17 protein-coding genes are annotated in these 23,338 nt (G+C 41.2%); 13 read left to right on the forward strand and 4 right to left on the reverse strand.

Annotation, left to right across the window (positions count from 1 at the left end; all coding sequences use genetic code 11):
• The first annotated feature begins 291 nt into the window (after positions 1–291).
• The 4 genes from yidD (at position 292) to H6F42_RS03075 (ending at position 4,775) form a co-directional block, all read left to right on the forward strand.
• On the forward strand, positions 292–1,206 hold the full coding sequence (gene yidD / locus H6F42_RS03060) for a membrane protein insertion efficiency factor YidD (protein ID WP_190397886.1): 915 nt from the start codon (positions 292–294) through the stop codon (positions 1,204–1,206).
• A 128-nt stretch (positions 1,207–1,334) separates the two neighbouring features.
• Entirely contained in the window at positions 1,335–1,970 is a 636-nt protein-coding gene (locus tag H6F42_RS03065) for a DUF3782 domain-containing protein (RefSeq protein ID WP_190397887.1), read from the forward strand.
• A gap of 90 nt (positions 1,971–2,060) precedes the next feature.
• On the forward strand, positions 2,061–3,812 hold the full coding sequence (locus H6F42_RS03070; protein WP_190397963.1) for a succinate dehydrogenase/fumarate reductase flavoprotein subunit: 1,752 nt from the start codon (positions 2,061–2,063) through the stop codon (positions 3,810–3,812).
• 102 nt (positions 3,813–3,914) lie between these two features.
• Positions 3,915–4,775, forward strand: coding sequence for a pentapeptide repeat-containing protein (locus H6F42_RS03075; protein ID WP_190397888.1), 861 nt, complete (start codon positions 3,915–3,917; stop codon positions 4,773–4,775).
• 56 nt (positions 4,776–4,831) lie between these two features.
• On the opposite strand, the gene H6F42_RS03080 is transcribed toward H6F42_RS03075, so the two are convergent.
• On the reverse strand, positions 4,832–6,037 hold the full coding sequence (locus H6F42_RS03080; RefSeq protein ID WP_190397889.1) for a peptidoglycan DD-metalloendopeptidase family protein: 1,206 nt from the start codon (positions 6,035–6,037) through the stop codon (positions 4,832–4,834).
• Positions 6,038–6,433: 396 nt separating this feature from the next.
• On the opposite strand from H6F42_RS03080, the gene H6F42_RS03085 reads away from it, so the two are divergent.
• The 6 genes from H6F42_RS03085 to H6F42_RS03110 all read left to right on the forward strand — a co-directional run bounded on the left by H6F42_RS03085 (position 6,434) and on the right by H6F42_RS03110 (position 13,373).
• A complete protein-coding gene (locus H6F42_RS03085; RefSeq protein ID WP_190397971.1) occupies positions 6,434–6,670 on the forward strand; it encodes a hypothetical protein in 237 nt (78 codons plus the stop codon).
• Positions 6,671–6,927: 257 nt separating this feature from the next.
• Positions 6,928–8,085, forward strand: coding sequence for a glycosyltransferase family 4 protein (locus H6F42_RS03090; RefSeq protein ID WP_190397890.1), 1,158 nt, complete (start codon positions 6,928–6,930; stop codon positions 8,083–8,085).
• Between the two features lie 555 nt (positions 8,086–8,640).
• Positions 8,641–10,476, forward strand: a complete 1,836-nt coding sequence (gene asnB / locus H6F42_RS03095; protein ID WP_190397891.1) for an asparagine synthase (glutamine-hydrolyzing) — start codon at positions 8,641–8,643, stop codon at positions 10,474–10,476.
• Positions 10,477–10,617: 141 nt separating this feature from the next.
• Positions 10,618–11,814: a glycosyltransferase gene (locus H6F42_RS03100; RefSeq protein ID WP_190397892.1), complete on the forward strand. Its 1,197-nt coding sequence runs from the start codon at positions 10,618–10,620 to the stop codon at positions 11,812–11,814.
• A 13-nt stretch (positions 11,815–11,827) separates the two neighbouring features.
• Complete coding sequence (locus H6F42_RS03105; RefSeq protein ID WP_190397893.1) at positions 11,828–12,472, forward strand: class I SAM-dependent methyltransferase; 645 nt, start codon at positions 11,828–11,830, stop codon at positions 12,470–12,472.
• Positions 12,473–12,590: 118 nt separating this feature from the next.
• Positions 12,591–13,373, forward strand: coding sequence for a glycosyltransferase family 2 protein (locus H6F42_RS03110; protein WP_190397894.1), 783 nt, complete (start codon positions 12,591–12,593; stop codon positions 13,371–13,373).
• Between the two features lie 150 nt (positions 13,374–13,523).
• On the opposite strand, the gene H6F42_RS03115 is transcribed toward H6F42_RS03110, so the two are convergent.
• Positions 13,524–15,923 (reverse strand): PAS domain S-box protein, encoded by a 2,400-nt coding sequence (locus H6F42_RS03115; RefSeq protein WP_190397895.1) that lies wholly within the window; start codon positions 15,921–15,923, stop codon positions 13,524–13,526.
• 316 nt (positions 15,924–16,239) lie between these two features.
• Here H6F42_RS03115 and H6F42_RS03120 point away from each other — a divergent pair, with 316 nt between their 5' ends.
• The gene (locus H6F42_RS03120) at positions 16,240–17,505 is read left to right on the forward strand and encodes an FAD-dependent oxidoreductase (RefSeq protein WP_190397896.1); all 1,266 of its coding nucleotides are present in this window, start codon (positions 16,240–16,242) and stop codon (positions 17,503–17,505) included.
• A 69-nt stretch (positions 17,506–17,574) separates the two neighbouring features.
• On the opposite strand, the gene H6F42_RS03125 is transcribed toward H6F42_RS03120, so the two are convergent.
• Positions 17,575–18,747 (reverse strand): Era-like GTP-binding protein, encoded by a 1,173-nt coding sequence (locus H6F42_RS03125; protein WP_190397897.1) that lies wholly within the window; start codon positions 18,745–18,747, stop codon positions 17,575–17,577.
• A gap of 169 nt (positions 18,748–18,916) precedes the next feature.
• Positions 18,917–20,554, reverse strand: a complete 1,638-nt coding sequence (locus H6F42_RS03130) for a photosystem II high light acclimation radical SAM protein (protein ID WP_242018307.1) — start codon at positions 20,552–20,554, stop codon at positions 18,917–18,919.
• An 897-nt stretch (positions 20,555–21,451) separates the two neighbouring features.
• On the opposite strand from H6F42_RS03130, the gene H6F42_RS03135 reads away from it, so the two are divergent.
• Positions 21,452–21,814: a DUF1830 domain-containing protein gene (locus tag H6F42_RS03135; protein ID WP_190397898.1), complete on the forward strand. Its 363-nt coding sequence runs from the start codon at positions 21,452–21,454 to the stop codon at positions 21,812–21,814.
• A gap of 11 nt (positions 21,815–21,825) precedes the next feature.
• Entirely contained in the window at positions 21,826–23,313 is a 1,488-nt protein-coding gene (locus tag H6F42_RS03140; protein ID WP_347272281.1) for an MBOAT family O-acyltransferase, read from the forward strand.
• Positions 23,314–23,338: the final 25 nt, after the last annotated feature.

A 23,338-nucleotide genomic window follows, 5' to 3' on the forward strand; every position in this document is an offset into this window, starting at 1 on the left:
AAACCCCAATATTATGGCGTTAATATATTTGACACACCAAATATCTAGAACCCCCTCTAACTCCCCCTTGGAAGGGGGAGAACTCAGACTTCCCCCCTTTCAAGGGGGGACTGAGGGGGGTAAGAATTTGTAAAGTGCGTCAAGTATATTAACCCCAATATTATTAGGCAGCGTTTCCCTCTGCCTCTCTCTTTTAGAATTATTAAGTCTTAGGTAACTGGATTAATTAAAGCTTGTATCATAGCTAAAACTAGCCCAATTGACTAAAGGCGGCGACAAATGCAGAAAAGAATGACTGTAAAGCTCCCGATCGCCAAAATTCTAGACACTGGTACAAGGGGTTTAGCCGTAACCGCCATTACTGGCTATCAGAGATTTATTTCACCACACAAAGGTTTTTCCTGCGCCCATCGGGTTTTGTATGGTTGCGACTCCTGTTCGCAATACTTTAAGCGCGTAATTGCTGAAGAGGGAATTTTTACAGCGATCGCCAATGCTAAGGGACGTTTCCGAGAATGTCGGGAAGCCAATGAAATTTTAAAAATGCGCCGAGCCGAGCGTAGGGCAAGGTGTCGCCAAAATTGCCGCAATCCCCAGCCAGAGAATAAGCTAGAGCCTAATTATTCTGCTAGTCGGGACTATCGCTATGCTCAGGCTAAGCAGACTAGAGGGCAGCGGATTTTAGCGATCGATTCCAACTCTGATAATTCTGAGCCACCTTCTAAACAGCCAGATAATTTTTTGGATGATTTTGAAGACTTTAAGGACTTTAAAGATTTACCTGATTTTGATAGTGATCTAGAACCGCAAGGACTGGACGATCTTCTTAATTCCAATAGTTCGGAAGAGTCTGATAGTTCAGAAGAGTTAGGTGATTCTGATAATCCTCAAAGTCCCAATCCTCTGGGCGGTTCGCAATGGGCAAAAAAAAGGCGATCGCAAGCCAACAACAGTGATGCTAATGCTTCTAGTAATAACAATTGCAATGACTGTGCTGACTGCGCCAATTGTGCGGATGCGCTGGATGTGATTAATGTGATCCCCAGTAATTGCGGCGATGAAAGAAATTGTGACAATCCCTTAGATGGTTGCAGTCCTGATCTAAATTGTGGTGATGCCGACTGCCTATCGGGAATGGATTGCAGTGGATGTGATTTGGGAGGGGCTGATTGCAGTGGTTGTGGTGATTGCGGTAGCTGTGGTTAGGTTTTAGAGCCTTTGAGGGAGGGTTTGCATTGCCAAATCTCTCTCAAAGCTCCTACTAATCCCTCGTTAGAAAAGGAAGATATCATTTAAAGATAATGCGATCGCCTATTTCGTAAGAGCCAATAATTATGAGTCAACAACCAATAACCATAGAAGATATCTACGCAATCTTTAGTAGATCACGCGAGGAATTTCAAGAAGAGCTTCGCATCTCTCGCCTAGAGTACGACAGGAGAGCGGCTGAAGCTGATAAAAGATCGGCTGAAGCTGACAAAAGAGCGGCTGAGCTAGATAAATCACTTGACAAACTTAGAAAATCAGTAGCTGAGACGACTCGTGCTGTTAATGGCTTAACAAGTCGTTGGGGTAGATTTGTTGAAGAGTTAGTCGAACCTGCTGTAGTTAGGCTATTTCAAGATCGCGGCATTGATGTAAAGGAAAAACATCCGAGAGTCAGCGTCAAGCGCCAAAACGTTGCTATGGAAATCGACATCTTAGTGGTCGATACAACTGATGTGGTGTTAGTGGAATGTAAATCTCGACTTTCTAAGGATGATGTCGATGAGTTTTTAGAGAAACTAGAAAAATTTAAATTAGCCTTTCCCGCCTATAAAAACTATCAAGCCTATGGTGCAGTAGCAGGTATAGAGATTAATGAAGGGGTGGATCGATATGCTTATCAAAAAGGATTATTCGTAATTCGTCCGTCAGGGGACACCGTAGAAATTGTTAATGATCAGAAATTTAAACCGATAACTTGGTAATTTGTAGCAAACCTCTAATCGATAATTGTGTATCTTGGCTTTGCCAAGATACACAATTATTTGTCGAACCCTTACGCAGTTGAGATTTTAATGATTGAGCATGATGTCCTGATTATTGGGGGTGGCTTAGCTGGCTCTAGAGCCGCCCTAGCTGTTGCCCAAAATTACCCAGAGCTAAGTGTGGGCTTAATTTCTAAGGTGCATCCGATCCGATCGCACTCCGTTGCTGCACAGGGAGGGATCGCCGCCTCACTCAAAAATGTCGATAATGACGACTGGCTCACCCATGCCTTCGATACGGTTAAGGGTTCCGATTATCTCGCCGATCAAAATGCTGTGCAAGTTTTGACCCAATCGGCTCCCGAAGTAATTATTGACTTAGAGCATTTAGGGGTTCTCTTTTCTCGCGCCGAAGATGGACGCATTTCCCAAAGACCCTTTGGCGGACATACCTATAGTCGGGCTTGCTATGCGGCGGACAAAACAGGACACGCAATTTTGCACGAATTAGTCATGAATTTATTGCGCCTAGGCGGCACGATTTACCAAGAATGGTATGTGATGCAATTAATTTATGAAGATGGGGCAAATGGCAAAGAAGTTAAGGGAGTGGTCGCCTATAGCTTAGAAACTTCGGAAATAGAAGTATTTCGCGCCAAGGCAGTTTTGATGGCGACGGGAGGCTATGGGCGCGTTTTTAATACGACTTCTAATGATCTTGCTTCCACAGGTGATGGACTTTGCTTGACCGCAAATATTGGCTTGCCTCTCCAAGATATGGAATTTGTGCAGTTCCATCCGACGGGTTTATATCCTGTGGGCGTACTGATTTCTGAGGCAGTGCGGGGTGAAGGAGCTTATTTAATTAATGATCATGGCGATCGCTTTATGGCGAATTATCCGATTAGCAAAAATCGAATGGAACTCTCGCCCCGTGACATCACCTCCCGCAATATTGCCTGTGAAATTATGGAAGGTCGCGGCATTAATGGCGGTAATTATGTGTATTTAGATGTGCGCCATCTCGGACGCGAAAAAATCCTCAGTCGCATCCCCTTTGCCCGTGAAGAAGGCTTGCGCCTAGCGGGTGTGGACTGTATCGATCATCCTTTGCCCGTGCGTCCGACCGCCCATTATTCGATGGGTGGCATTCCCACAAATATTGATTGTCAAGTGCTTGGCACAGATAGCAAGGCGATCGCGGGATTTTTTGCAGCAGGAGAAACAGCTTGTGTATCGGTACATGGCGCAAATCGGTTAGGTGCGAACTCGCTCTTAGAATGTGTGGTCTTTGGGAAGCGCGCAGGGGAAAAGGTCGGAGCCTATGTCCGCGATCGCCCTATGCCCAAAATCGATGCTCGCCCCTATATCGCCGATGCTAAGGCTAAGCTTAAGGGAATCTTGGCAAAGCAGGGTAACTCGCGCATTGCCGATATTCGTCAACAATTGCAGGACACCATGACTGAGCATTGCGGCATCTTCCGAGATGACCAAAGATTAAAAGAAGGCTTGCAAAAGCTCCAAACTATCCGCGATCGCTATGACAATGATCTTTTAGTGGACGATCGCAGCTTGACTTTTAATATGGAGCTAATGCAGGCGATCGAACTCCGTAGCCTATTCACCGTCGGCGAAATCATTATGTCCAGTGCCTTATCCCGTCAAGAAAGTCGGGGCGCACATTCTCGCGAAGACTATCCCCAACGCGATGACACTAATTACCTCAAACATACCCTCGGTTATTTAGAGGATGGCAAGGTGAAAACTAGCGATCGCCCTGTGGACATGAGCTTACAACAGCTAGATTGCGATCGCTTTACCCCTCAAGAGCGTAAATATTGATTTATCCCTCTGTGGTTGCAGACTCTAAAATGGCTAGGTCATTTTAGGGTCTGCAACCAAAAATAGAAATTTTCTATCAAACTTAATGAGCAAAGATTAACTGTGGCGATCGAAGAATTTGTAAAACGGCTAGATCAAGGTGTCGTTAGCTGGAATAAATGGCGAGAAGGTCAACCAGATCTGCGTGGTGTTGATCTCAGCGAAATTCAGCTAGAAGGAGTCGATCTATCAGGTATTGACTTGAGCATGGTCAATCTTCGTGGCGCAAGAATGCGAGAAGTTAATCTCTCCTCCGCAAACCTGCGGGGAGCCGACATGAGCATGGCAAATCTGAGGGGCATAGATCTCAGTGGTGCAAATCTGAGTGCCTCCTATCTCAGCATGATTTGCCTGAGCGAAGCTGATCTTAGCCAAGCTAATTTGTCAGGAGCAGATTTGCGTGGCTCTAACCTGAAATTAGCCCGACTAGATCGCGCCGATCTTTCCACCGCTAAGTTAAATCTATCGAGCTTGAATGGTGTGAGCATGGTGGGCGCAGTACTGATCGGGGCAAATTTAAGCCGAGCCGAACTAAGGGAAGCAAATTTGGCTGGTTCCGATTTCAGTCGGGCAAATTTGAGCGAAGCCGATTTGTCCCATAGCAATCTCAATGTTGCGGCTCTCGTAGGAACTGATTTAATTGGCGCAACGATGGTAGATATCGATCTCAGTGAGTCGAATCTCTGTCGAGCTAATTTGATTGGCGCAAATCTCTATCGGGCAAATCTATGTGGTTGCGATCTGATGGGAGCCGATCTGCGAGGAACAAATTGCAGTGAGGCATATTTCATTGGAGCGGATCTCAGTCGCGCCGATCTCAATCGAGCAGAGTTTAACAGCGCGAATCTGAGTAAAACTAACTTTTCGGGGGCAAATACCGAGACTACAGATTTCCAAGATGCGATTCTGCCCGATGTTTGGTAATCCAAACTCAAAATACAAGTAGCGGCGCTTCGCGCCGCTATTTGTATTTTGGACGGTTACAAATAGGCAGAAGGATCGATCGGTTCGCCATTGGCGCGTAATTCAAAGTGTAAATGCGGTCCAGTCGAAAATCCTGTCGAACCAACCGCCGCGATCGGTTGACCTCTTTCGACTACATCCCCATCTTTGACATATAGCTCACTACAGTGACCATACAAAGTAGTCATGCCATTGCCGTGATCGACAATTACCGCATTACCATAGCCGCCATACCAATCTGCATAAATCACTCGACCTTGGGCACTGGCATAGATCAGGCTGCCATAGTCCGCCCCAAAGTCAATACCTGAGTGAAATCGCTCTGTGCCTAAAATGGGATGTACCCGCCAACCGAAGTTGCTAGTCACGGGACCAATGGTGGGATACATCAATTGTCCTGAACCGGGGGGAAGCACTAAACCAGAATAGGGTTGCACCCTTGCCAAGATGATTTGGGATAGGCGGCGCGAGTCTTCCGCAAGGCGATCCTCGGCTTGAGAGAGCGCTTGCCGATCGCTTTTGAGGCGATCAATCGTATTTTGCTGGGCGACAACTTCGGCTTCGATGTTGGCTTTTTGATATTTCAGCTTTTGGGTAAGTAGCTCAATTTCGTTTCTTTGGGAAATAACTTGATTGCGTTGTTTTTCGACTCGCTCCGATTTTTGAGTTAAATCAGCTAAGAGTTTGCGATCGCTTTCATAGATACGTTCAATCTGACGGCGGCGATCGGCAAACTGATTGAGATTTTTGCTGCTCAGCAAGGTCACCCACCAGCGTTGCAGTTGTTGCCTTTGCAAATAGCGTAATCTTGCGGTGGTTGCGTCCCGTCTTTTGTTGAGGTCATATTCCAGTTCTTGCAGATTAAAACTTAACTTTTGTAATTGCTCTCTGGCTTGACGAATCTTTTTTTCGTTATCTTTAATTTGAGCGTCAGTCACTCTCACATTGCGTCTAAGCGCCTCTAGCCTTGATTGGGCAGGCTTAGTCAAAGCATTAATCTGTTCTTGCTGCTTTTGAATAATTTGGCGTTGCTGATCGACAAAATTTTGATAATTCTTTAACTCATCAACGGATTGAGCTTGGACAGGTTGAATTAGCAATAAGCCTATCCAGACAATCGCGATCGCTACAATCGTTATGACCACAGCCCACAATTGGGGCAAATTGGTCAGCCATTGCTTTCTAGTATTTTGCCAATTTTGCCAATAATGGCGATCGTCCATGCAGTCCACCAGATATCCACCAACTAGGGCAAGATTTTAACCGCATTTGGGTATTTATAAAAGCCGATCTCGCTTAACGTTAAGCCCATCGTTGCTGATACTACAGCGCTTTGCGCTCAAACCCAAACCAAGAGAATTTTTGAAAGTGTTGCGAAGCAACACTTTCAAAAATTCTCTTGGTGAAAAAAGCTTGCTTCGCAAGTTTTTTTATATATCGAGGTTTTAAGAAAACCCCAAGCGCTGTAAGTTAGTTTTTAACTTTTAATAACTTTCTGTATCTTTTACTACTAAACATATTCAATATATTAATTCCATGACATACTTCTATTTAGTAACCGTAAAAGCGCTGTAAGGCTTGACAACAGTAATTACTTGATTAAAAGAAGAGATAACGCCATGAAAAATGCAACCCACACCAAATCACCAACTACCAGAAATCTTAGACGCAACTCTTCTCCTCAATGTTTAGTGCCTATGCCTTCGACTTGGGTACATTTGCTAGAGCCTCCCACTAAAAGCTGTTACGACGAAGCTTTGCTAATGTGTCAATATCCTGATGGTCATTGGGCAGCATGGATTCCTGATTTTGGCGAAATCAAGTTGCATTCAGGTCAATTTTGCCGCTTAAGCTAGTCTTGCCAGAACTCAAACCCCAAAAAGCGAATGGCGGCGCTTCGCGCCGCCATTCGCTTTTTGGGGTTTAATGCAAGTAACTATAGCTACAATTGGATGTACCAAAAAAACTCATTCTAGAGAAATGAATTTTTTGGTGCATGTAATCGTTCAACTTGACATTAGCTATACAATATTTGCCATCGTATTTTGTAAATTAAAAGTTTATTTCTGGAAAAAGCCTCAAGTTTCTAGAAATATGGAGTATGGATTAGAAAATGTCTAGAAATCACACTATTCATCTTTGGATTCCCGAACTTTTCTCATCCAAAGGTGGAATACAGGTTTTTTCGGGGTTTTTCTTACAGGCTATCCACAATATATATCCCCATAGCAAGATAGGCGTTGTCCTGAAAAATGATTTAGAGAATTTAGTTAGACAAAATCGCGATCGCCTAGGTGACACTTCTAATATCCAAATTTACTGCACAGGGAAAACTCCCTCATTTCTAAAAACTCTAGTTTTTTCCCTGAAATTAATTAGCTTAGCGATCGCCCAAAAACCAGACTTAGTGATCATGACGCATCTAAATTTTGCGCCGATCGCTTGGTTTTTAAAAAATATTCTCGGCACAAAATATATTGCGATCGCTCATGGTGTAGAAGCTTGGGACATTCAAAGCTCAATCCTCAAAAAGTCGCTACATGGTGCGGATCGCATCTTTGCAGTCAGTGAGTTTACGCGCGATCGCCTCTGCCAAGAGCAAGGCTTATCACCAGCCAAAATTGAAATTTTACATAATACTTTCGATGCCGATGCTTGGAAAATTGCGCCTAAACCCCAGCACTTGTTAACAAAATATGGACTAAGAGCCGAACAAAAAATCATTCTTACCGTATCGCGCCTAGTTGCTTCCGAACAATACAAAGGCTATGACCGCTTACTAGAAGCTTTACCCATGATTCGCCAACATATCCCTGATGTGCATTATGTAATCGTCGGTAAAGGTAGCGATCGCGATCGGATTGAAAAAATAATTCAGCAAAATAATTTACAGGATTATGTGACCTTAGTGGGCTTTGTTCCCGATGAGGATTTGTGCGACTACTACAATCTCTGCGATTTATTCGCCATGCCCAGCAAAAGGGAAGGATTTGGCATCGTCTACTTAGAAGCTTTTGCCTGTGGAAAACCAACGTTGGGAGGTTGTTTAGATGGGGCGGTAGATGCTCTCTGTCATGGAGCTTTAGGGGTGTTAATCAACCCAGATGACCCTCAAGAAATATCCGAAGCAATTATAAAAATTTTAAAAAAAGAAAATGATAATCAACTAATTTATCAGCCCAATTTATTACGACAAAAAGCGATTTCTACCTTCGGATTTGAGAAATTTCAACAAACAATAGCTAATTATCTATCCAAAATATTGAACTGAACAGTGGATATCAATGGATACTCCTTCCCCTCTCAAAGAATAGATCTTATTCACTTTACAAGCCCTACTTTATAGGTTAGTAAGAGAGTACAAATTATAGCCATAATTAAAATCATTCTTCATTTAGAAAGCGTCAAGCTCTATAAATATCAAAATCGGTTTCATAATGAAAATAGTTGATATAGCATTCCTAAAGGATTTCAGAGTGCGCCTCTTCGGGACGCACGCTCTCAAATTCTTTAATTTCACAAATAAAATAGAGTTGCTGTATTAAGATTTTTTCTAAGTAAATGCATAGGATACAGAGTGAATCCATTTTAATAAGGTAGGCTTAATTTAAATAATCAAAATATCTGCTATATGTACTATTCAATAAATTTGAATTACGTTGTTAAATATAAAAATTATGAAATCAGGAAATGCTTAGTCTATTCAACTAAATCTCATTTTTACTTGGGGGAAGCCTATTTTTTCTAGGCAATATTTATAAATTATTTGCCATAAATTTTTGTCCATACCTACAAAGTCAGTTATTGCTACGAAAAGGAGAAAAGAATGTGTGGAATAGCTGGAATATTAACTAATAATTCTCAAATTGGCCTTGAAAAATACGTTCAACTTATGCAAACAGCCATTAATCATCGGGGTCCCGATGATCGTGGTATTTATCTATCTAGCGATCGCACGGTGGCGATCGCCCATACCCGACTGGCGATTCTCGATCTCAGCGAAAATGGACATCAGCCGATGCACATTGATAATCAACGCTATTGGATTACATTTAATGGAGAAATATATAACTTTCTAGAACTAATGGCGCATCTAAAAAATGAAGGAGAAACATTTTTTTCCCATACTGATACCGAGGTGATTCTCAAGTTATATGCTAAGTATGGCGAAGATTGTTTGAGTCTCATGCGGGGGATGTTTGCCTTTGCCATTTGGGATGATCTAAAAAAAGAATGTTTTATTGCTCGTGATCCACTCGGTATTAAACCCCTCTACTATTCCTATCAAAATTCCACTCTCATATTTGCCTCAGAAATTAGATCGGTTCTCTCTACGGGGCTTATTCCTAAGCAATTAAGTGCTATTGGTTTATATAGCTATTTAATTAACGGCTCTATTTCCGAACCTTATACCATCATCGAAGGCATTCAATCTTTAGAAGCGGGATGTTGGCTCAAATGGAAAGATGGAAATATTCAAAAGCATCAATATTGGGAAATCAACTTTCCATCCCAGAATAATAGCTCGGCAATCACTAAAGATGAGGCAATCCTTAAAACTAGAAATGCTTTATTTGATAGTGTAAAGCACCATTTCATTAGTGATGTTCCCGTCGGCGTATTTCTAAGCGGCGGTATTGATTCCACGGCAATTGTGGCGATCGCGAGACAGTTAGGGAATACCGACCTCCGCACCTACTCCATCGTATTTAATGAAGAAAAATGGAACGAGGGACCAATTGCGCGTCAAGTTGCCAAGGATTTTGGGACTCTCCATACTGAATATTTACTTACACCTGAGGTTGGCAAAAAACTATTGCCTGAATATTGGAAAACGCTCGATCAGCCAACTATTGATGGCTTAAATACTTTCTGTGTGTCCCAAATTGCCCATCAACATGGCATGAAAGTTGTGCTGTCTGGGCTAGGTAGTGATGAAATATTTGGAGGTTATGACACATTCCAGAAGGTTCCCAGTATTTTCCAGCAGCGCCACTCTTTTTCTTTCTTTGATGCGATTTCTAAGATCACTGGTAAGAGAATAGAAAAATTATATAGATCGCCTAAATATCGAAGACTGGGAGCTTTTCTTGCTAAAGAAAATTCCATTAAAAATTCCTATGGGCTTGCGCGAGGAGTCTTTTCAGACTGGGAAGCAATGCAACTAGTACAGTTTTATCTTGGCGAAGATCTAGGCGATCGCCTACAAAGCGAAATCACTAATTTCTCAGCGATAAATAACTATAGCTCCCTAAGTTTTCCTACCCCCGAAGATGAGGTTTCCTATCTGGAGCTGAGTCGTTATATGCGAAATCAACTTCTACGGGATAGTGATGTGATGAGCATGAAATGGGGCTTAGAATTACGTGTACCTTTTGTAGATAGTCATTTATTTAAAGAAGTTAGTCAGATCCCCGCTTCGCAACGTCTCCAAAAAAGCAAACTTCTATTAACTAGCGCTATTCCAGAAATTCCCGCATACATTACCAATCGCCGAAAACGTGGATTTACATTCCCCTTTGAGAAGTGGATTAGTGAGGATTGGGGTGATTACACAATGGATATTAAAGTCCCTCGTCAGATCCCGTTAACCCGTAAGCAATGGTATAGACGTTGGAGCCTCGTAGTTCTCCAAAATTGGTGGCAAACAATTTCCGCTTAGTTACAGTGATTTGCGCTCAAGTCTAAACCAAGAAATTTTTTGAAAGTCTTGCTTTGCAAGACTTTCAAAAAATTTCTTGGGGGGGCTTTTGCTATAGTGTATCTTTATGGCTATTGCCTAATTCCTAGCTAATAATTTTCCATGAAAGTTCTGCACGTTATTCCCTCTATAGCAGCAGTGCGCGGAGGTCCTAGTCAAGCCATCATTGAAATGGTGCGTGCTTTGCGATCGCAGGGTATTGATGCAGAGATTGCCACAACCAATGACAATGGCAAAGAACTTTTAGATGTACCTCTGTATCAACTTACAGATCAACTAGAGGAATATGCAAAGGTTCCTATTCGCTTTTTTCCACGCTTCTCGCCTGATATCAATGCAGTGCGAGAGTTTGCTTTTTCAGGAGCTTTGACCAGTTGGCTCTGGCAACATATTAAGGACTACGATTTAGTCCATGTTCATGCAATTTTTTCCTATGCGTCAACGATCGCGATGGCGATCGCTCGGCTCAAAGGTGTTCCTTACATCAATCGTCCTCTCGGACAGCTTTGTGAATGGTCTTTACAACAGAGTAAGCAGCGGAAACAAATCTATCTCAATATAATCGAACGATCAAATCTATTGCAGAGTAAATGTCTCCATTTTACTGCCGAACAGGAAAGAATAGAATTTACCCAGTTAGGATTAAATATTGATAATTTTGTGCTGCCGCATGGAGTGCATATTCCCGATTTGATTCCTAACGCTCAAGAAAAACTTCATCAAATACTTCAAATTCCCAGTCATATTCCTGTCATCTTATTTATGTCAAGGCTACATCCTAAAAAGGGTTTAGAATATCTCATCCCTGCGCTGGGCAAATTAAAGGAGCATAGTTTTGCATTAGCGATCGCAGGTAGCGGCGATCGTGATTATGTTCATCAAATCAAAGTCCTCTTAGAAACTCACGGTATCAGCGATCGCACTCATTTATTAGGCTTTGTAAAAGGCGAAACTAAATATCTTTATTTGCAAGGTGCGGATCTGTTTGCGCTCACATCCCATTCCGAGAATTTTGGCATTGCCGCGATCGAGGCTTTGGCGGCAGGTACACCTGTTCTCATTACCGATGGCGTGGCGATCGCGCCCATGGTCAAAGAACAGGCGATCGGCTATGTGACTCAACTAGATATCCAAGCGATCGCTACCACATTACAAATTTTCTTCCAAAACTTTGAGCAAAGCTCAACTCAACAACGAATAAATAGACAAAAAATTAGAAAAATAATCTCTGAAAATTACAGTTGGGAATCCATCAGCGCACAACTTGCTACAATTTACCAAGACACTATTAGAGTTTAGAAAGATAATATCTATGTCTACTAAAAATTCTACTTACGAATATGCCTACACAACTAACGATTCGGGGCATCACCATCAATACTTACTCCCTACTTTGCTTAGTTTACTAAGCGAGATTAAACAGGAGAAAAACTACAAATTACGAGTTTTAGATATTGGTTGTGGAAACGGTAGTCTTAGTAACTTGTTGGCTAAACAAGGATATGAAGTCGTCGGAATTGAAGATTCAATCTCTGGCATTGCTGCTGCTACTAAAAGTTTCCCAGAATGCAAATTTATTAATGCTAGTGTATATGATATTCCTTACGCGAAGCTAGAAGGAGAATTTGACGTTGTAATATCAACCGAAGTAATTGAACATTTAATGTATCCAAGAGAGTTAGTTAAATCTGCTAAACGATGTCTTAAACCCAATGGTAGATTAATTCTGACCACTCCCTATCATGGATATATTAAAAATTTAATTCTTGCTTTAACAGGAAAAATGGATAATCATTTTACTGCTTTATGGGATGGAGGGCATGTTAAGTTTTTTTCTGTTAAAACTTTGTCCCAAATTCTTACTGAAGAAGATTTTAGGTCTTTAAAATTTACTTTTGTTGGTCGATTTAGCTATCTATGGAAGTCGATGATAGTCTCCGCAAAATTAGGAGATTAAGAATATATATTACTGCCAAATAAGTTGTGAAAACTATAGACCTCTTTTTCTGTACTTTTATATCTTGACTGGATCGAGCTACAGATATCAAAAAAAGAAATTAGAAATTAGTTCATAGATGCTAGATAACATAACGCCATTAATTCTTACCTATAATGAGGAGCCTAATATTGGGCGAACCTTAGAACATTTAACTTGGGCTAAACGAATTGTTGTAATTGATAGTTTTAGCGAAGATATAACTCTCGAAATATTACATAAATATCCTCAAGTAGAAGTTTTTCAACGACAGTTTGATACACATACTAATCAATGGAATTATGGGCTAGAGCAGGTTAAAACCGAATGGGTGTTATCCCTAGATGCGGACTACGTTTTACCCGAAGAAATGGTTAGAGAAATACAGGAAACTCTGAAACATAAATCTTCAGAGTTTATTGATGGATATTTTGCAGGTTTTCATTATTGTGTATTTGGGAAGCCTTTAAGAGCAACTATTCTCCCTCCGCGCCAAGTTCTATTTCGGAAGCATAAATCTACCTATGTGGATGACGGACACACACAACTGTTACAAGTTAGCGGCAACTCTGGGAAACTGAAGTCCTGTATTAACCATGACGATCGCAAGTCTCTAAGTCGTTGGTTGTGGGCGCAAGATCGTTATATGAAGATTGAATCTAAAAAACTATTGAGTTTACCAACCGAGCAGTTAAGTTTTGGCGATCGCCTTCGTAAAAAGAAGGTAATCGCACCAATAGTGATTTTGCTCTACTGCTTGATTTTGAAGGGTGGTATTTTAGACGGATGGGCTGGTTGGTATTATGCTTGGCAAAGAATGCTAGCTGAGATTTTGCTAGCTATTCGCTTGATTGAACTAGAAAGAGAAATATCTTCTAAATAGGCTTTTGCAGTAAATATAGCAAAGCAAAAGTTAGTTAGTACAAACCAAAACCCAAAAAGCGAGTCGCGCCGCGACTCGCTTTTTGGGTTTTATGTCCTAAGCAAAACTTACATTGCTATAGGTAGAGGTGGGCGGCGGAGCCGCCCACCTCTACCTATTTACTGGCAAAAGGACAGTAAAACAACTACCTTTTCCTACTTCGCTCTCAACCCTGACTAGCCCTCCATGTAGCTCCGCAAGTTTTTTGACCAAATTTAGACCTAGCCCAGTTCCTGCATATTGACGACTGAGACTACTATTAATTTGTACAAAGGGTTGGAATAATTTAGCAATATCTTCTTTAGAAATCCCGATACCTGTATCACAGACTTTAAAGCATATTTCATGGGTAGTCGAAGCTTGGTTATTCTCCGATAAAGATGGATTAGAAGATTCTATTAGCTGTATTTCTAGCGTGACTGTGCCATTTTTAGGAGTGAATTTTATGGCGTTATTTAATAGATTAATTAATAGCTGTCTGATTCGACGCTCATCAATGACCAATTCGTGGGGAGATTGGGGCTGGATTAGAAGATTTAATTGAATATTTTTTTGAATGGCTTGATGTTTGACGAAGCTCAAGCTGCTATCACAAACTTGTTTCAATGGGACTGTTGTTAAGTTAAGGGTAAACCTACCTGACTCAATTTTAGCTACGTCTAAAATATCATTGATTATTTCTAGCAGATGTTTTCCACTGCTTTGAATTGTTGCTAAAGAATTTTGTTGACGTTGATTAAGTTCTCCAAAAATTTGTTCTTGTAGCCCCTCCGAAATACCCAAAATTGCATTGAGAGGCGTGCGGAGTTCGTGACTCATAGTTGCCAGAAATTCATCTTTCAGGCGAGTCAGTCTCTCTAGTTCTTTATTAGTAGCTTTTAGTTTTTCATTACTAAGCGTGAGGGCTTCTTCAGCTTGCTTGCGAGCGCTAATATTGCGTACCAAGACAAGTACCTCATCTTCGCCGCAGGGACTGACGCGCACTTCTTCATATACCCATTCATCATATTTATGGATTTTATGTTCATAAAATTGAACTTCCCCCGTGGCGATCGCCTGATTAAATACTTTGAGTACCTCCTTTAGAGTTTTAGGCGATAAGACCTCGGAAATATGGTTTTTAACTGGTAAGAATGGTTCTTTATCGGGGACAGTAGGTAAGATGCAATCGATGCAAGTTCCATCAGGTTTCAGTCTTAGTAATAGATCGGGAATAGCATTTAAGATTTGTTGTTTGTGAGTTTCACTTTCTACAAGGGCGGCTGTGCGGTGCTGAATTCTAATTTCTAGATCTCGATTGAGACTTTGTAATTCCTGTTGAGTTGTCTTCAATTCGTTGATATTTTGGACTAAAGCAATATCATACAAAGGATTGTTTTGGGAATCTTTCACTAAGGAAACACTCATTAATGTCCAAATAAAATCCCCATTTTTATGAAGAAAGCGTTTCTCAATATGAAAACTATCGATTTCATTTTTTAGGAGTTTTTGATGGTGATATAAGTCGAGTTCTAAATCATCAGGATGGGTTATATCTTGAAAATTGAGTAACTTGATATCTTCTTGAGAATATCCCAGCATGTTACAAAAATCTTGATTGACAGCTAGATGTTCGCCATTTGGATAAGCCAGAGAGATGCCTACAGCAGCATTATCAAATACATTTCTAAAGCGCATCTCTGACTCACGGAGTGCTTCTTCCGATCGCTTGCGATCGCTAATATCCCGAATAATTGTCAAAACTTCTTTTTCACTAATTTTGACGACCTGAATTTCCTCATACTGGACTTTTCCATTAATATTCCATTGTTGTTCAAAGGATTCTATTTGACCAGTCGCAATTACTGTTTGGAGAGCTTTTAGTTTTCGTTGCGCTAAATTAGCGGGTAAAACCTCTGAAAAATGTTTTCCAATTGGATCGAAACCCTTGGGTAGCAAGTCCTCTACATAATTGCTCATAAAACATTCTAAATAAATTCCCTCAGCGCTAACTCGATACATTAATTCTGGAATAGCGGTTAAGATTGCTTTTTTTTGTAACTCAGTTCGGTTTAAGCTATCTTCGGTTTTTTTGTTTCTCGCCGCGAGAATACGCTCTTGTGTGGCAAAGCCTAATATTTTCTTGCTTTCATCCACTATGGGTAGATAACCACTGCGGGAATTTGCTAATAGTTCGCTTAAAGCATCTAGATCGTGAAGTTCGGATCTTTTTACTAATTGCTCCAGAGGGGCGATCGCGTCTGCAAGTTTCAAATTTTGTAAATCTACTTGATGCTCAACTAAATGCAGCACATCCCATTTTGTTAATAATCCTACGAGTTTATCTCTATCACAGATAAAGACACATCCTGCCCTAGCTTCTCTCGATACGCGATCTCCTAAACCGAGTTTATCTAAATTAAAAGCCTGATTCATGCATCTGAGGGCATCCTGCACCGATTGCTCCCATGAAAGAACAATGGGATGGCGATCGATGGCAAGATCTATATAAATGCTTTCTGGTATTAGCATTGATTTTATCCTAGGAGAATTGGAGATGGCGGACATCCCCAAGGTAGAGGAAATAATCCTTAGTTCACTATACTGAGAAATGCTATAGCCATCCTAAAGGATTTGAGAGAGGGCGCGGAACGCTCTTTCTCAAATCCTTTAATCTCACCAATAAAATAGGATTGCTATATATTACATATAGCTGTTGACATTCTTGTTAGGACACCAAAATAAGAAGAGAGTTGCGGCGCGAAGCGCCGCAACTCTCTTCTTGGTCTAATACAAGTGACGACCACAGCCACTTAGTAATTGACTTAACGAGAGACTAAATAAACTTATGGTCGATTATGACCTTGCGGTAATTGGCATGAGTGCCAATGCGTTTAAGCTGGTAAATCTGGCTATCAAAAGCAGCGCTAGAGTTGCGTGGATATGGGATCGACAAGTTAGCGATAATTACCTAAATGTAGCTGAAGCTCATCATGTTTTCCAACAGTTAATAGTTAGTCTTAGTAATCAATTACCTTTAGAGGGGCGACCAGAAAGACAACATTTATTCGCAAATAATATTGCTCCCTTCCTGAGCAAATATAGGCTTGATGAAATATTAGAGAATATTCCCAAATCAGGCGTTGATGTGATTTTGGGAAAATGTAGATTTCGAGAAAAATTGCAAGATCTTCATGTGTTAGAGATTAACAAAGACGATCCTAAGGCGGCTCTCTCTGAAGAAAATCCATCACGACAGATATTAACAGCACATATCTATGCGATCGCCTATGACCAACCAACATTTTTGCCGAAAATCTTTGGTTTGATGGAGCATGACTATCTAACGGCAACACAGCTTTTGCAATTGCAGGATTTGCCCAATTCGATCGCAGTTTTAGGTGGTGATGCCGATGCTTGCGCGATCGCCCAGTCTCTTAACTTTTTGGGTGTGCATACTTCCTTAATTACCAATAGTTTGCATATTTTGCCCGAAGTGGACGTGGCGATCGCCCGTACCTTGCAAGCCCAACTCGAAGCCGAAGGGGTGGAAATTTATACTAATACCCAAATTACGGCGGTTAGTTATACTAAGCATCGGCGCTCCAAAATTTGGCTAGATAACCAAATCTTAGAATGCGATCGCCTGCTCATTCCCGTTGAGCCAATTGATCTAGCAATTCCTCGCGATCGGGGGATTTATCAAGTTCATAGTCAAGCGGATATTGATTTGATTTTGCAAAAAGTTTCTCAAAGAAATTCTTTCTGGAAATCAAAATCTATTTCTAAGCCTGCCATCACTTTTGTGCCAACCAATCCCCCCTTAGCGCAAATCGGCATGACCGAGTTAGCCGCCCAGCAACAAAAGCTCAAATCTATTTGTATTCTAGAAAGTGCATCGACAAATCTAGGATTATGTAAAATCATCTGTAATCATCAAGGCTTGATCCTTGGCGCAAGTATGGTGGGAGATAACGCCAAGATTGTAATTGAGGCGATTGCGATCGCCATGCAAGGCAAGGTCAAAGTTCAAGATCTTTCGATATTGGAAGATATGCAATTTTCTCGATACTCCCTTCCCAGTGAAGAATTAGCCATCCCACTCAAGAAATAGCCATGCGCGGCTTCGCCGCGCATGGCTATTTCTTGAGTGGGATGGGAATAGCACTTCGTGCTATCTATCTTAACCTCGAAATCTTTGCAATATAGAGCTATCAGGAACCGAATGAATAATCTGTTCTATGAGACTTTTGGCTCCTAATTTTCCATAGCCCTGACTGATCGCAATATCCTTAGTAATTCCATTTAAAAGTACTACTAAACTTAATCCTGTCCAGAGAATTTGCACATAGCGAGTAACTTCGTAATCAAGCCCTAAAACCCCTGACAAAGTAGCGATCGCGATAACCATAATTAACCAAACATATTGTTTTTGAATTGGATATTTACCGATTGTCCAAATAGCTAATAGACTGCTCAAAGTACCACTCACTAAAGCATCTAGCCAAAGAGCAGGAGCTAGTAAAATCGCAATTGCCTCTGATATAAATACAAAAGTGGCGATCGCTGTCGATGATTGCAATTTCTGCAAATGTCTATGGGTGACTGCTTCTTGAATTTCCAAAAGCGATCGCGACACATTTAAAGCTAGTAAAGCCTTGCCTTCAGTATTTAGTAAATCAAGAATTCGTTCCTTTAACTCTTGAGTCTCTGGCTGTGGCTTCTCCCAAACTTCTTGACTACGCCCATCACTATATTGAAGCCGAACCTTGATGGGCTTGGGATCGGCAGCTACTAAAACAATCTCTTGCGGGGAAATTAACTTCTGCATTTCAGGATTTTGCAAAGCTGCATGAATTGCTACGCGATCGCAAGTGGTGTAAAGGTCGGTTTTATTAAAAACTAGCAAAATCGGTTTGTAAAATGTTTGTAAATGGGCGATCGCCTCCTGTTCCAAGCGGGTCATATCCCCAGCAATTACAAATAAAATTAAATCGGCTTGTTTGGCAGCTTTAAGCGCTAGTTCTTCTCTCATGCCTCCACCCACTTCATCAATACCTTGGGTATCAATTAATCGTATCTGAAGCTTGCCCTTAGCTTCCCATTCGTAGACCACCACATCCTTAGTTACGCCATGAATAGCGCCAGTTTCGCTGATCTTCTGTCCTAGCAAAGCATTAATTAGCGAAGATTTGCCCCGTGATACCATGCCAAAAACTGCGATCGCGATCGTATTCTTTTCTAATTTATCCGCCAGCGTTGATAGTTGAGATAGTTCGGAATCTATTAACTCTTTTTGAAATAGATGCCGATAATTAATTAGGCGATCGCGTACTTGTAGAGGATAATCTTGCATGAAAAGGCTAGGAGGATAGATACTTGACTTGGGGACTTGCGGCTTGAACCATACATCTTATTCCATTCGCTGACTAAATATTATATAGCAATGAAATAGTAATGGCGGCGCTAAGCGCCGCCATTACTATTTTTGATAAAGAGAAAGTTCGCGTTGCGAACTTTCTCTTTTATGCATTTACTAATTCTTTCATAGGTGAAGAAAGAGCTTCTTCCAAGGGTGCGCGACCGAGACGTTCTTCTAAAATATTCATCACGGTACGACCAAAATCATCATCATCGCGTTGCCATGCTTCCATACAGACTTCTCCAAAAAAAGAACCCAAAGGTTCAGGATTCCAGAGCAGTTTCTTCGCAGTCCAAGGCATCATGCTCATGGGGTTATAACCTTCTTTGAGGATATTATTTTTTAAGGCATATTCCTCTAAATGGGTATGAGGCTGTAAACCAATAAAGAAGATCGCAGGTTCCACTTTGTCTGCACCAAAGATCGCTTCCAGTTCACGATGATAGGCGATCGTTTGCCGCACCGTTTCTAGAGTTTCATCGATGACATTAAAGGAATAGTTAACTGAAACTAATTCATTAAATCCTGCGGCTCTTAGATCGCGACAATTTTGTAAAACTGATTTGAGGTTATAGCCCATTCGCATTTTCCGAACTAGCTCCTGTGAGCCACTGGTAATGCCAATCTCGAAATAGCTCATGCCCGTATCTACCATTAATTGACAGAGGTAAGGCGTGAGATTGTCAGCACGAATATAGGCTGCCCAATGAATATCGGTCATGCCTGAAGCTTTAACCTTTTCTAATAACTCCACTGCATCATCAATGAATTTTTTGGCGGGAATAAACTGAGCATCGGTAAACCAGAAATTGCGAACTCCGCGATCGTAGAGTTGACGCATTTCCTTAATTACTTCATCGGTAGGATTGATGCGAACTTGCTTCCCTTCAATGACGGTGTAGATGCAATAACAACAGTTGTGAGGGCAACCACGTTTAGTTTGCACACCAATATAAAAGTCCCGATCGCGGAAATAGTAATTAAAATCTTCCCAGATGGATTCGATATATTCGTAATCACAGGCACTTTTTTCAATGGGTGCGGGTTGCTCGTGAATTAATCTCGCTCGAGGCTTGGTTTCACCCACTACATAACAGCGATCGCTTTCAATTTCTCGCCCTTGGACGAGGCGTTCCAGTAAAGATTCCCCTTCACCTACGGAAATAATTGTTCCCTTGGGCAAAATATTTCCGAGTTGCTCATAAAAAACACTCACTGCGCCGCCACCAATTACGGCTCTCGCTTCAGGATGATAGCGTCGCGCCCGATTTAAGCCGCGTCTAATTAATTGTGAATTGCGCCATAGCTCAGTGTAGTAAGACGTAAATAAGCGCAATCCATTTACTGCACCCCGTAATTTTTTGAATGGATTTTTGGCATAGTAAAACTCAAAGGCATTTTGGAGAGGGTTGCCACCACGTCCGCCTACTGGCGCATAGATCTGAATATCACGCCATGAAAATACTAATAAATTTGGTTGAAACTTATCGATCGCCCGATCTAGCGCCGCATAAAAATCTAGGGGTGGGACTGTCCCCAAATCAAAAATATTTTGCTGCACATGGGGCGCAACCTTATGAATATGATCGGATAGGTAAACTACGCCTATGGGAAAAATGGGATTACAGGGTAGGCGAATATAAAGAATGCGATCGCACCCCGTTAAATCAGCTGACAAATTAGCTTCAGATATTTCACCTGATGAGGTGGTGGGTTTTTTTAGGAGATCATTAGCGGACATAGGACTTTATCTCTGAGTTTTATTAATTTTTTATTATCTGGAATGTTTTTATTATTTTTTAAGACTTCCACCGCGATCGCTTAGAGCATCAATAGATACAGTTTAAGCAATAGGTCTTTACATATCTTAATTATATAGCTGTCCAACCTAGCATTGCTACAAAGCGCCAAACAAAGATGATATGAGTTGCAAGGTAACTCATATCATCTTTGTAAATACAGCCTATTGAGGCTTTGAGTAGTACAGAAATATTTTTGAAAGCGGCGCTTCGCGCCGCTTTCAAAAATATTTCTGGGGTTTAAGTCAGCGCAAAGCGCTGTATTCCTAAGTAGCTAGGCGTAATTAAATATAAAACTCCAAAACCTGTGGCGCACACTGCGCGTGCGCCACAGGTTTTGGTTCTAGTTTTTTATTTATGCCTAGCTACTTACTTACTTCCCCGTCTAAATAAATAGACATGAAAACCTAATAATTAGCTGTACGGCGCTAAGCGCCGTACAGCTAATTATTAGGTGGGAAGAGAGTAATGAAATTTTCTACAGGGTAATTTCGCAATTTTGGTGATTTTTTATACTCGTTACCAAATCACCACCCTCTATAGTGAAAATTTCACAATGTTTATAATTATGGCGCTGGCAATCAAAATAACAATTAAACAGTTTTAAGAGTTGGTAGTAGTGTTTACAATCGCTAGGTAGTCTTGAGTGATAGCTTGATGTCTAGCTTAAATTGCGAGATCATAGGCGAGCTTATAATTACCATGCTCTTAAAACACAATGACCCCACTCACTTAACTTTATTATTAAAAAGTAATTTTAATGATTAAATAGCGACAAATAAACCTCTAAAAGTCATGTTATTTTTTGATTAGTAAACTATATAAAAACGTAAGCACCTATGTCTATCCTTGACCCATTACCAGTAAATTTGCACGATAAAAAGATTGTCTGTTCCTACGTCAATGCTACTAGCAAAATCCAAATTGCCAGAATTACGGATGTACCACAGTGGTACTTTGAGAGGGTGGTATTTCCGGGGCAGAATCTAATTTTTGAGGCGATCGCCACGGCTCATGTAGAAATTCATACAGGAATGATGGCAAGTTCCATTCTTTCGGATACAATTCCCTGTGTCCAATTACAGGTAGAAGAAGCCAGTTGCGCTTTGCCAAGTTGGGTTCCCATCAGATCAATTGATGATGCCCCACTAGACACCCCAACGGAGTTACTCAATCTGCCTGAACCTGAAGTGGTCTCCTAAAAATGGATTTTTTGTCCCAACTTTATGCTCAGGTTTTCTTGCTTGGCATAAAAATGGATTTTTTGTCCCTTGATTATGTCCAATTTCTGATTGGGACGACGCTGATTTATTGGCTAGTTCCAAACCTGCAAATGCGCTTGCTAGTGATTTTGACGGCAAGCTTGATATTTTACTCATTCATTCAAGTGCAATATGTTTGGCTCTTGATTGTAATGTTGGCGATTACTTTTTGGTTAGGGGGGGAAATCCGTAAAGGAGATCAGTTTTTAAAGCAGTGGCTACTTTTTGTAGGGATATTTTTTAATGTATTGCTACTGTTTGGGTTTAAATATATTCCCTTTGTCGCAACCATAATCGGCAATATCACGGGGTTGCCCGTGGGTAGCTCACTTGCAATTTGGGCAAAGACTAATATTATTCCGCCCATTACTTTAAGCTTTTTTGTTTTTGAGTTAATTGCCTATCTCGTTGATACCTATCGCGGCAATAGTCCTGCGAGGGATTTTCTCAGTTTTGCAGCTTATAAGTTATTTTTTGCCAAGATTCTTTCTGGCCCAATTACCCGCTATCAAGAATTTCTGCCCCAAATGCTAACGCGATCGCGTCCCGTCTTACCAGATATTGCAGAAGGTGTATGGTTATTTACCTGTGGAGCTGTCAAAAAAGGAATTATTGCCGATAATATGGCACGTTTGGTCGATATCTGCTTTCGCAATACCGAACGTGCAGGAAGTATAGATCTTTGGCTAGCTTTAATTGCCTATGGGATTCAAATTTATTGCGACTTTAGTGGCTACATTGATATGGCGCGAGGTAGCGCCTTACTTTTAGGCTTCAAACTACCCCAAAACTTTGATTTCCCCTATTTTTCATCAAGTATTTCAGATTTTTGGCGACGCTGGCACATGACCCTCGGGGCTTGGATGCGGAATTATCTCTATATTCCCCTTGGCGGTTCTCGTGATGGACTGTGGCGAACTTGTCTTAACTTGATGATCATTATGCTCGTGGTCGGGATCTGGCATGGCGCAAACTGGGGCTTTATTATTTGGGGAGTTTGGCATGGGGCTGCCCTTGTGGGGCATCGACTCTGGATGGAAATTTGCTCAGTATTTGAAGGACTAAATAAAATCTGGAAGCCTCTGCCCATGAAATTTGTGGCAGTAATCATGACTCAGTTAGTGGTCTTTATAGGTTGGATTCCTTTCCGCTTGCCTAACTTAGCTGATACGAATATGTTTTTACAAAGACTATGGGGCTACCAAAGCGATCCTCAGTTTGGCGTAAAAATTTATGTGGAGTCCCTTGGTATCACAATTGGACAAATTGCTCTGTTAATGGGTGGGGTGGTGATGATGTCGTTGGTTGCCTATCAATGCGATCGCGCTAAGTGGCAATTACATTGGCAAGTGAAGTTATTTCTCGTCCCTATCAGTCTATTTTTAGTCAGTATTCTCAGCCCTGATAAGAAGCTACCCTTCATCTACTTTGATTTTTAGAATTTAGAAAAAACATAAAAAAGCG

The organism is Pseudanabaena sp. FACHB-1998 (assembly GCF_014696355.1).
Lineage (GTDB): Bacteria > Cyanobacteriota > Cyanobacteriia > Pseudanabaenales > Pseudanabaenaceae > Pseudanabaena.

Coding starts and splice junctions, on each gene's coding strand:
- yidD (WP_190397886.1), top strand. CDS start 292: ATGACTGTAAAGCTCCCGATCGCCAAAATTCTAGACACTGGTACAAGG.
- H6F42_RS03065 (WP_190397887.1), top strand. CDS start 1,335: ATGAGTCAACAACCAATAACCATAGAAGATATCTACGCAATCTTTAGT.
- H6F42_RS03070 (WP_190397963.1), top strand. CDS start 2,061: ATGATTGAGCATGATGTCCTGATTATTGGGGGTGGCTTAGCTGGCTCT.
- H6F42_RS03080 (WP_190397889.1), bottom strand. CDS start 6,037: ATGGACGATCGCCATTATTGGCAAAATTGGCAAAATACTAGAAAGCAA.
- H6F42_RS03085 (WP_190397971.1), top strand. CDS start 6,434: ATGAAAAATGCAACCCACACCAAATCACCAACTACCAGAAATCTTAGA.
- H6F42_RS03090 (WP_190397890.1), top strand. CDS start 6,928: ATGTCTAGAAATCACACTATTCATCTTTGGATTCCCGAACTTTTCTCA.
- asnB (WP_190397891.1), top strand. CDS start 8,641: ATGTGTGGAATAGCTGGAATATTAACTAATAATTCTCAAATTGGCCTT.
- H6F42_RS03100 (WP_190397892.1), top strand. CDS start 10,618: ATGAAAGTTCTGCACGTTATTCCCTCTATAGCAGCAGTGCGCGGAGGT.
- H6F42_RS03105 (WP_190397893.1), top strand. CDS start 11,828: ATGTCTACTAAAAATTCTACTTACGAATATGCCTACACAACTAACGAT.
- H6F42_RS03110 (WP_190397894.1), top strand. CDS start 12,591: ATGCTAGATAACATAACGCCATTAATTCTTACCTATAATGAGGAGCCT.
- H6F42_RS03115 (WP_190397895.1), bottom strand. CDS start 15,923: ATGCTAATACCAGAAAGCATTTATATAGATCTTGCCATCGATCGCCAT.
- H6F42_RS03120 (WP_190397896.1), top strand. CDS start 16,240: ATGGTCGATTATGACCTTGCGGTAATTGGCATGAGTGCCAATGCGTTT.
- H6F42_RS03125 (WP_190397897.1), bottom strand. CDS start 18,747: ATGCAAGATTATCCTCTACAAGTACGCGATCGCCTAATTAATTATCGG.
- H6F42_RS03130 (WP_242018307.1), bottom strand. CDS start 20,554: ATGTCCGCTAATGATCTCCTAAAAAAACCCACCACCTCATCAGGTGAA.
- H6F42_RS03135 (WP_190397898.1), top strand. CDS start 21,452: ATGTCTATCCTTGACCCATTACCAGTAAATTTGCACGATAAAAAGATT.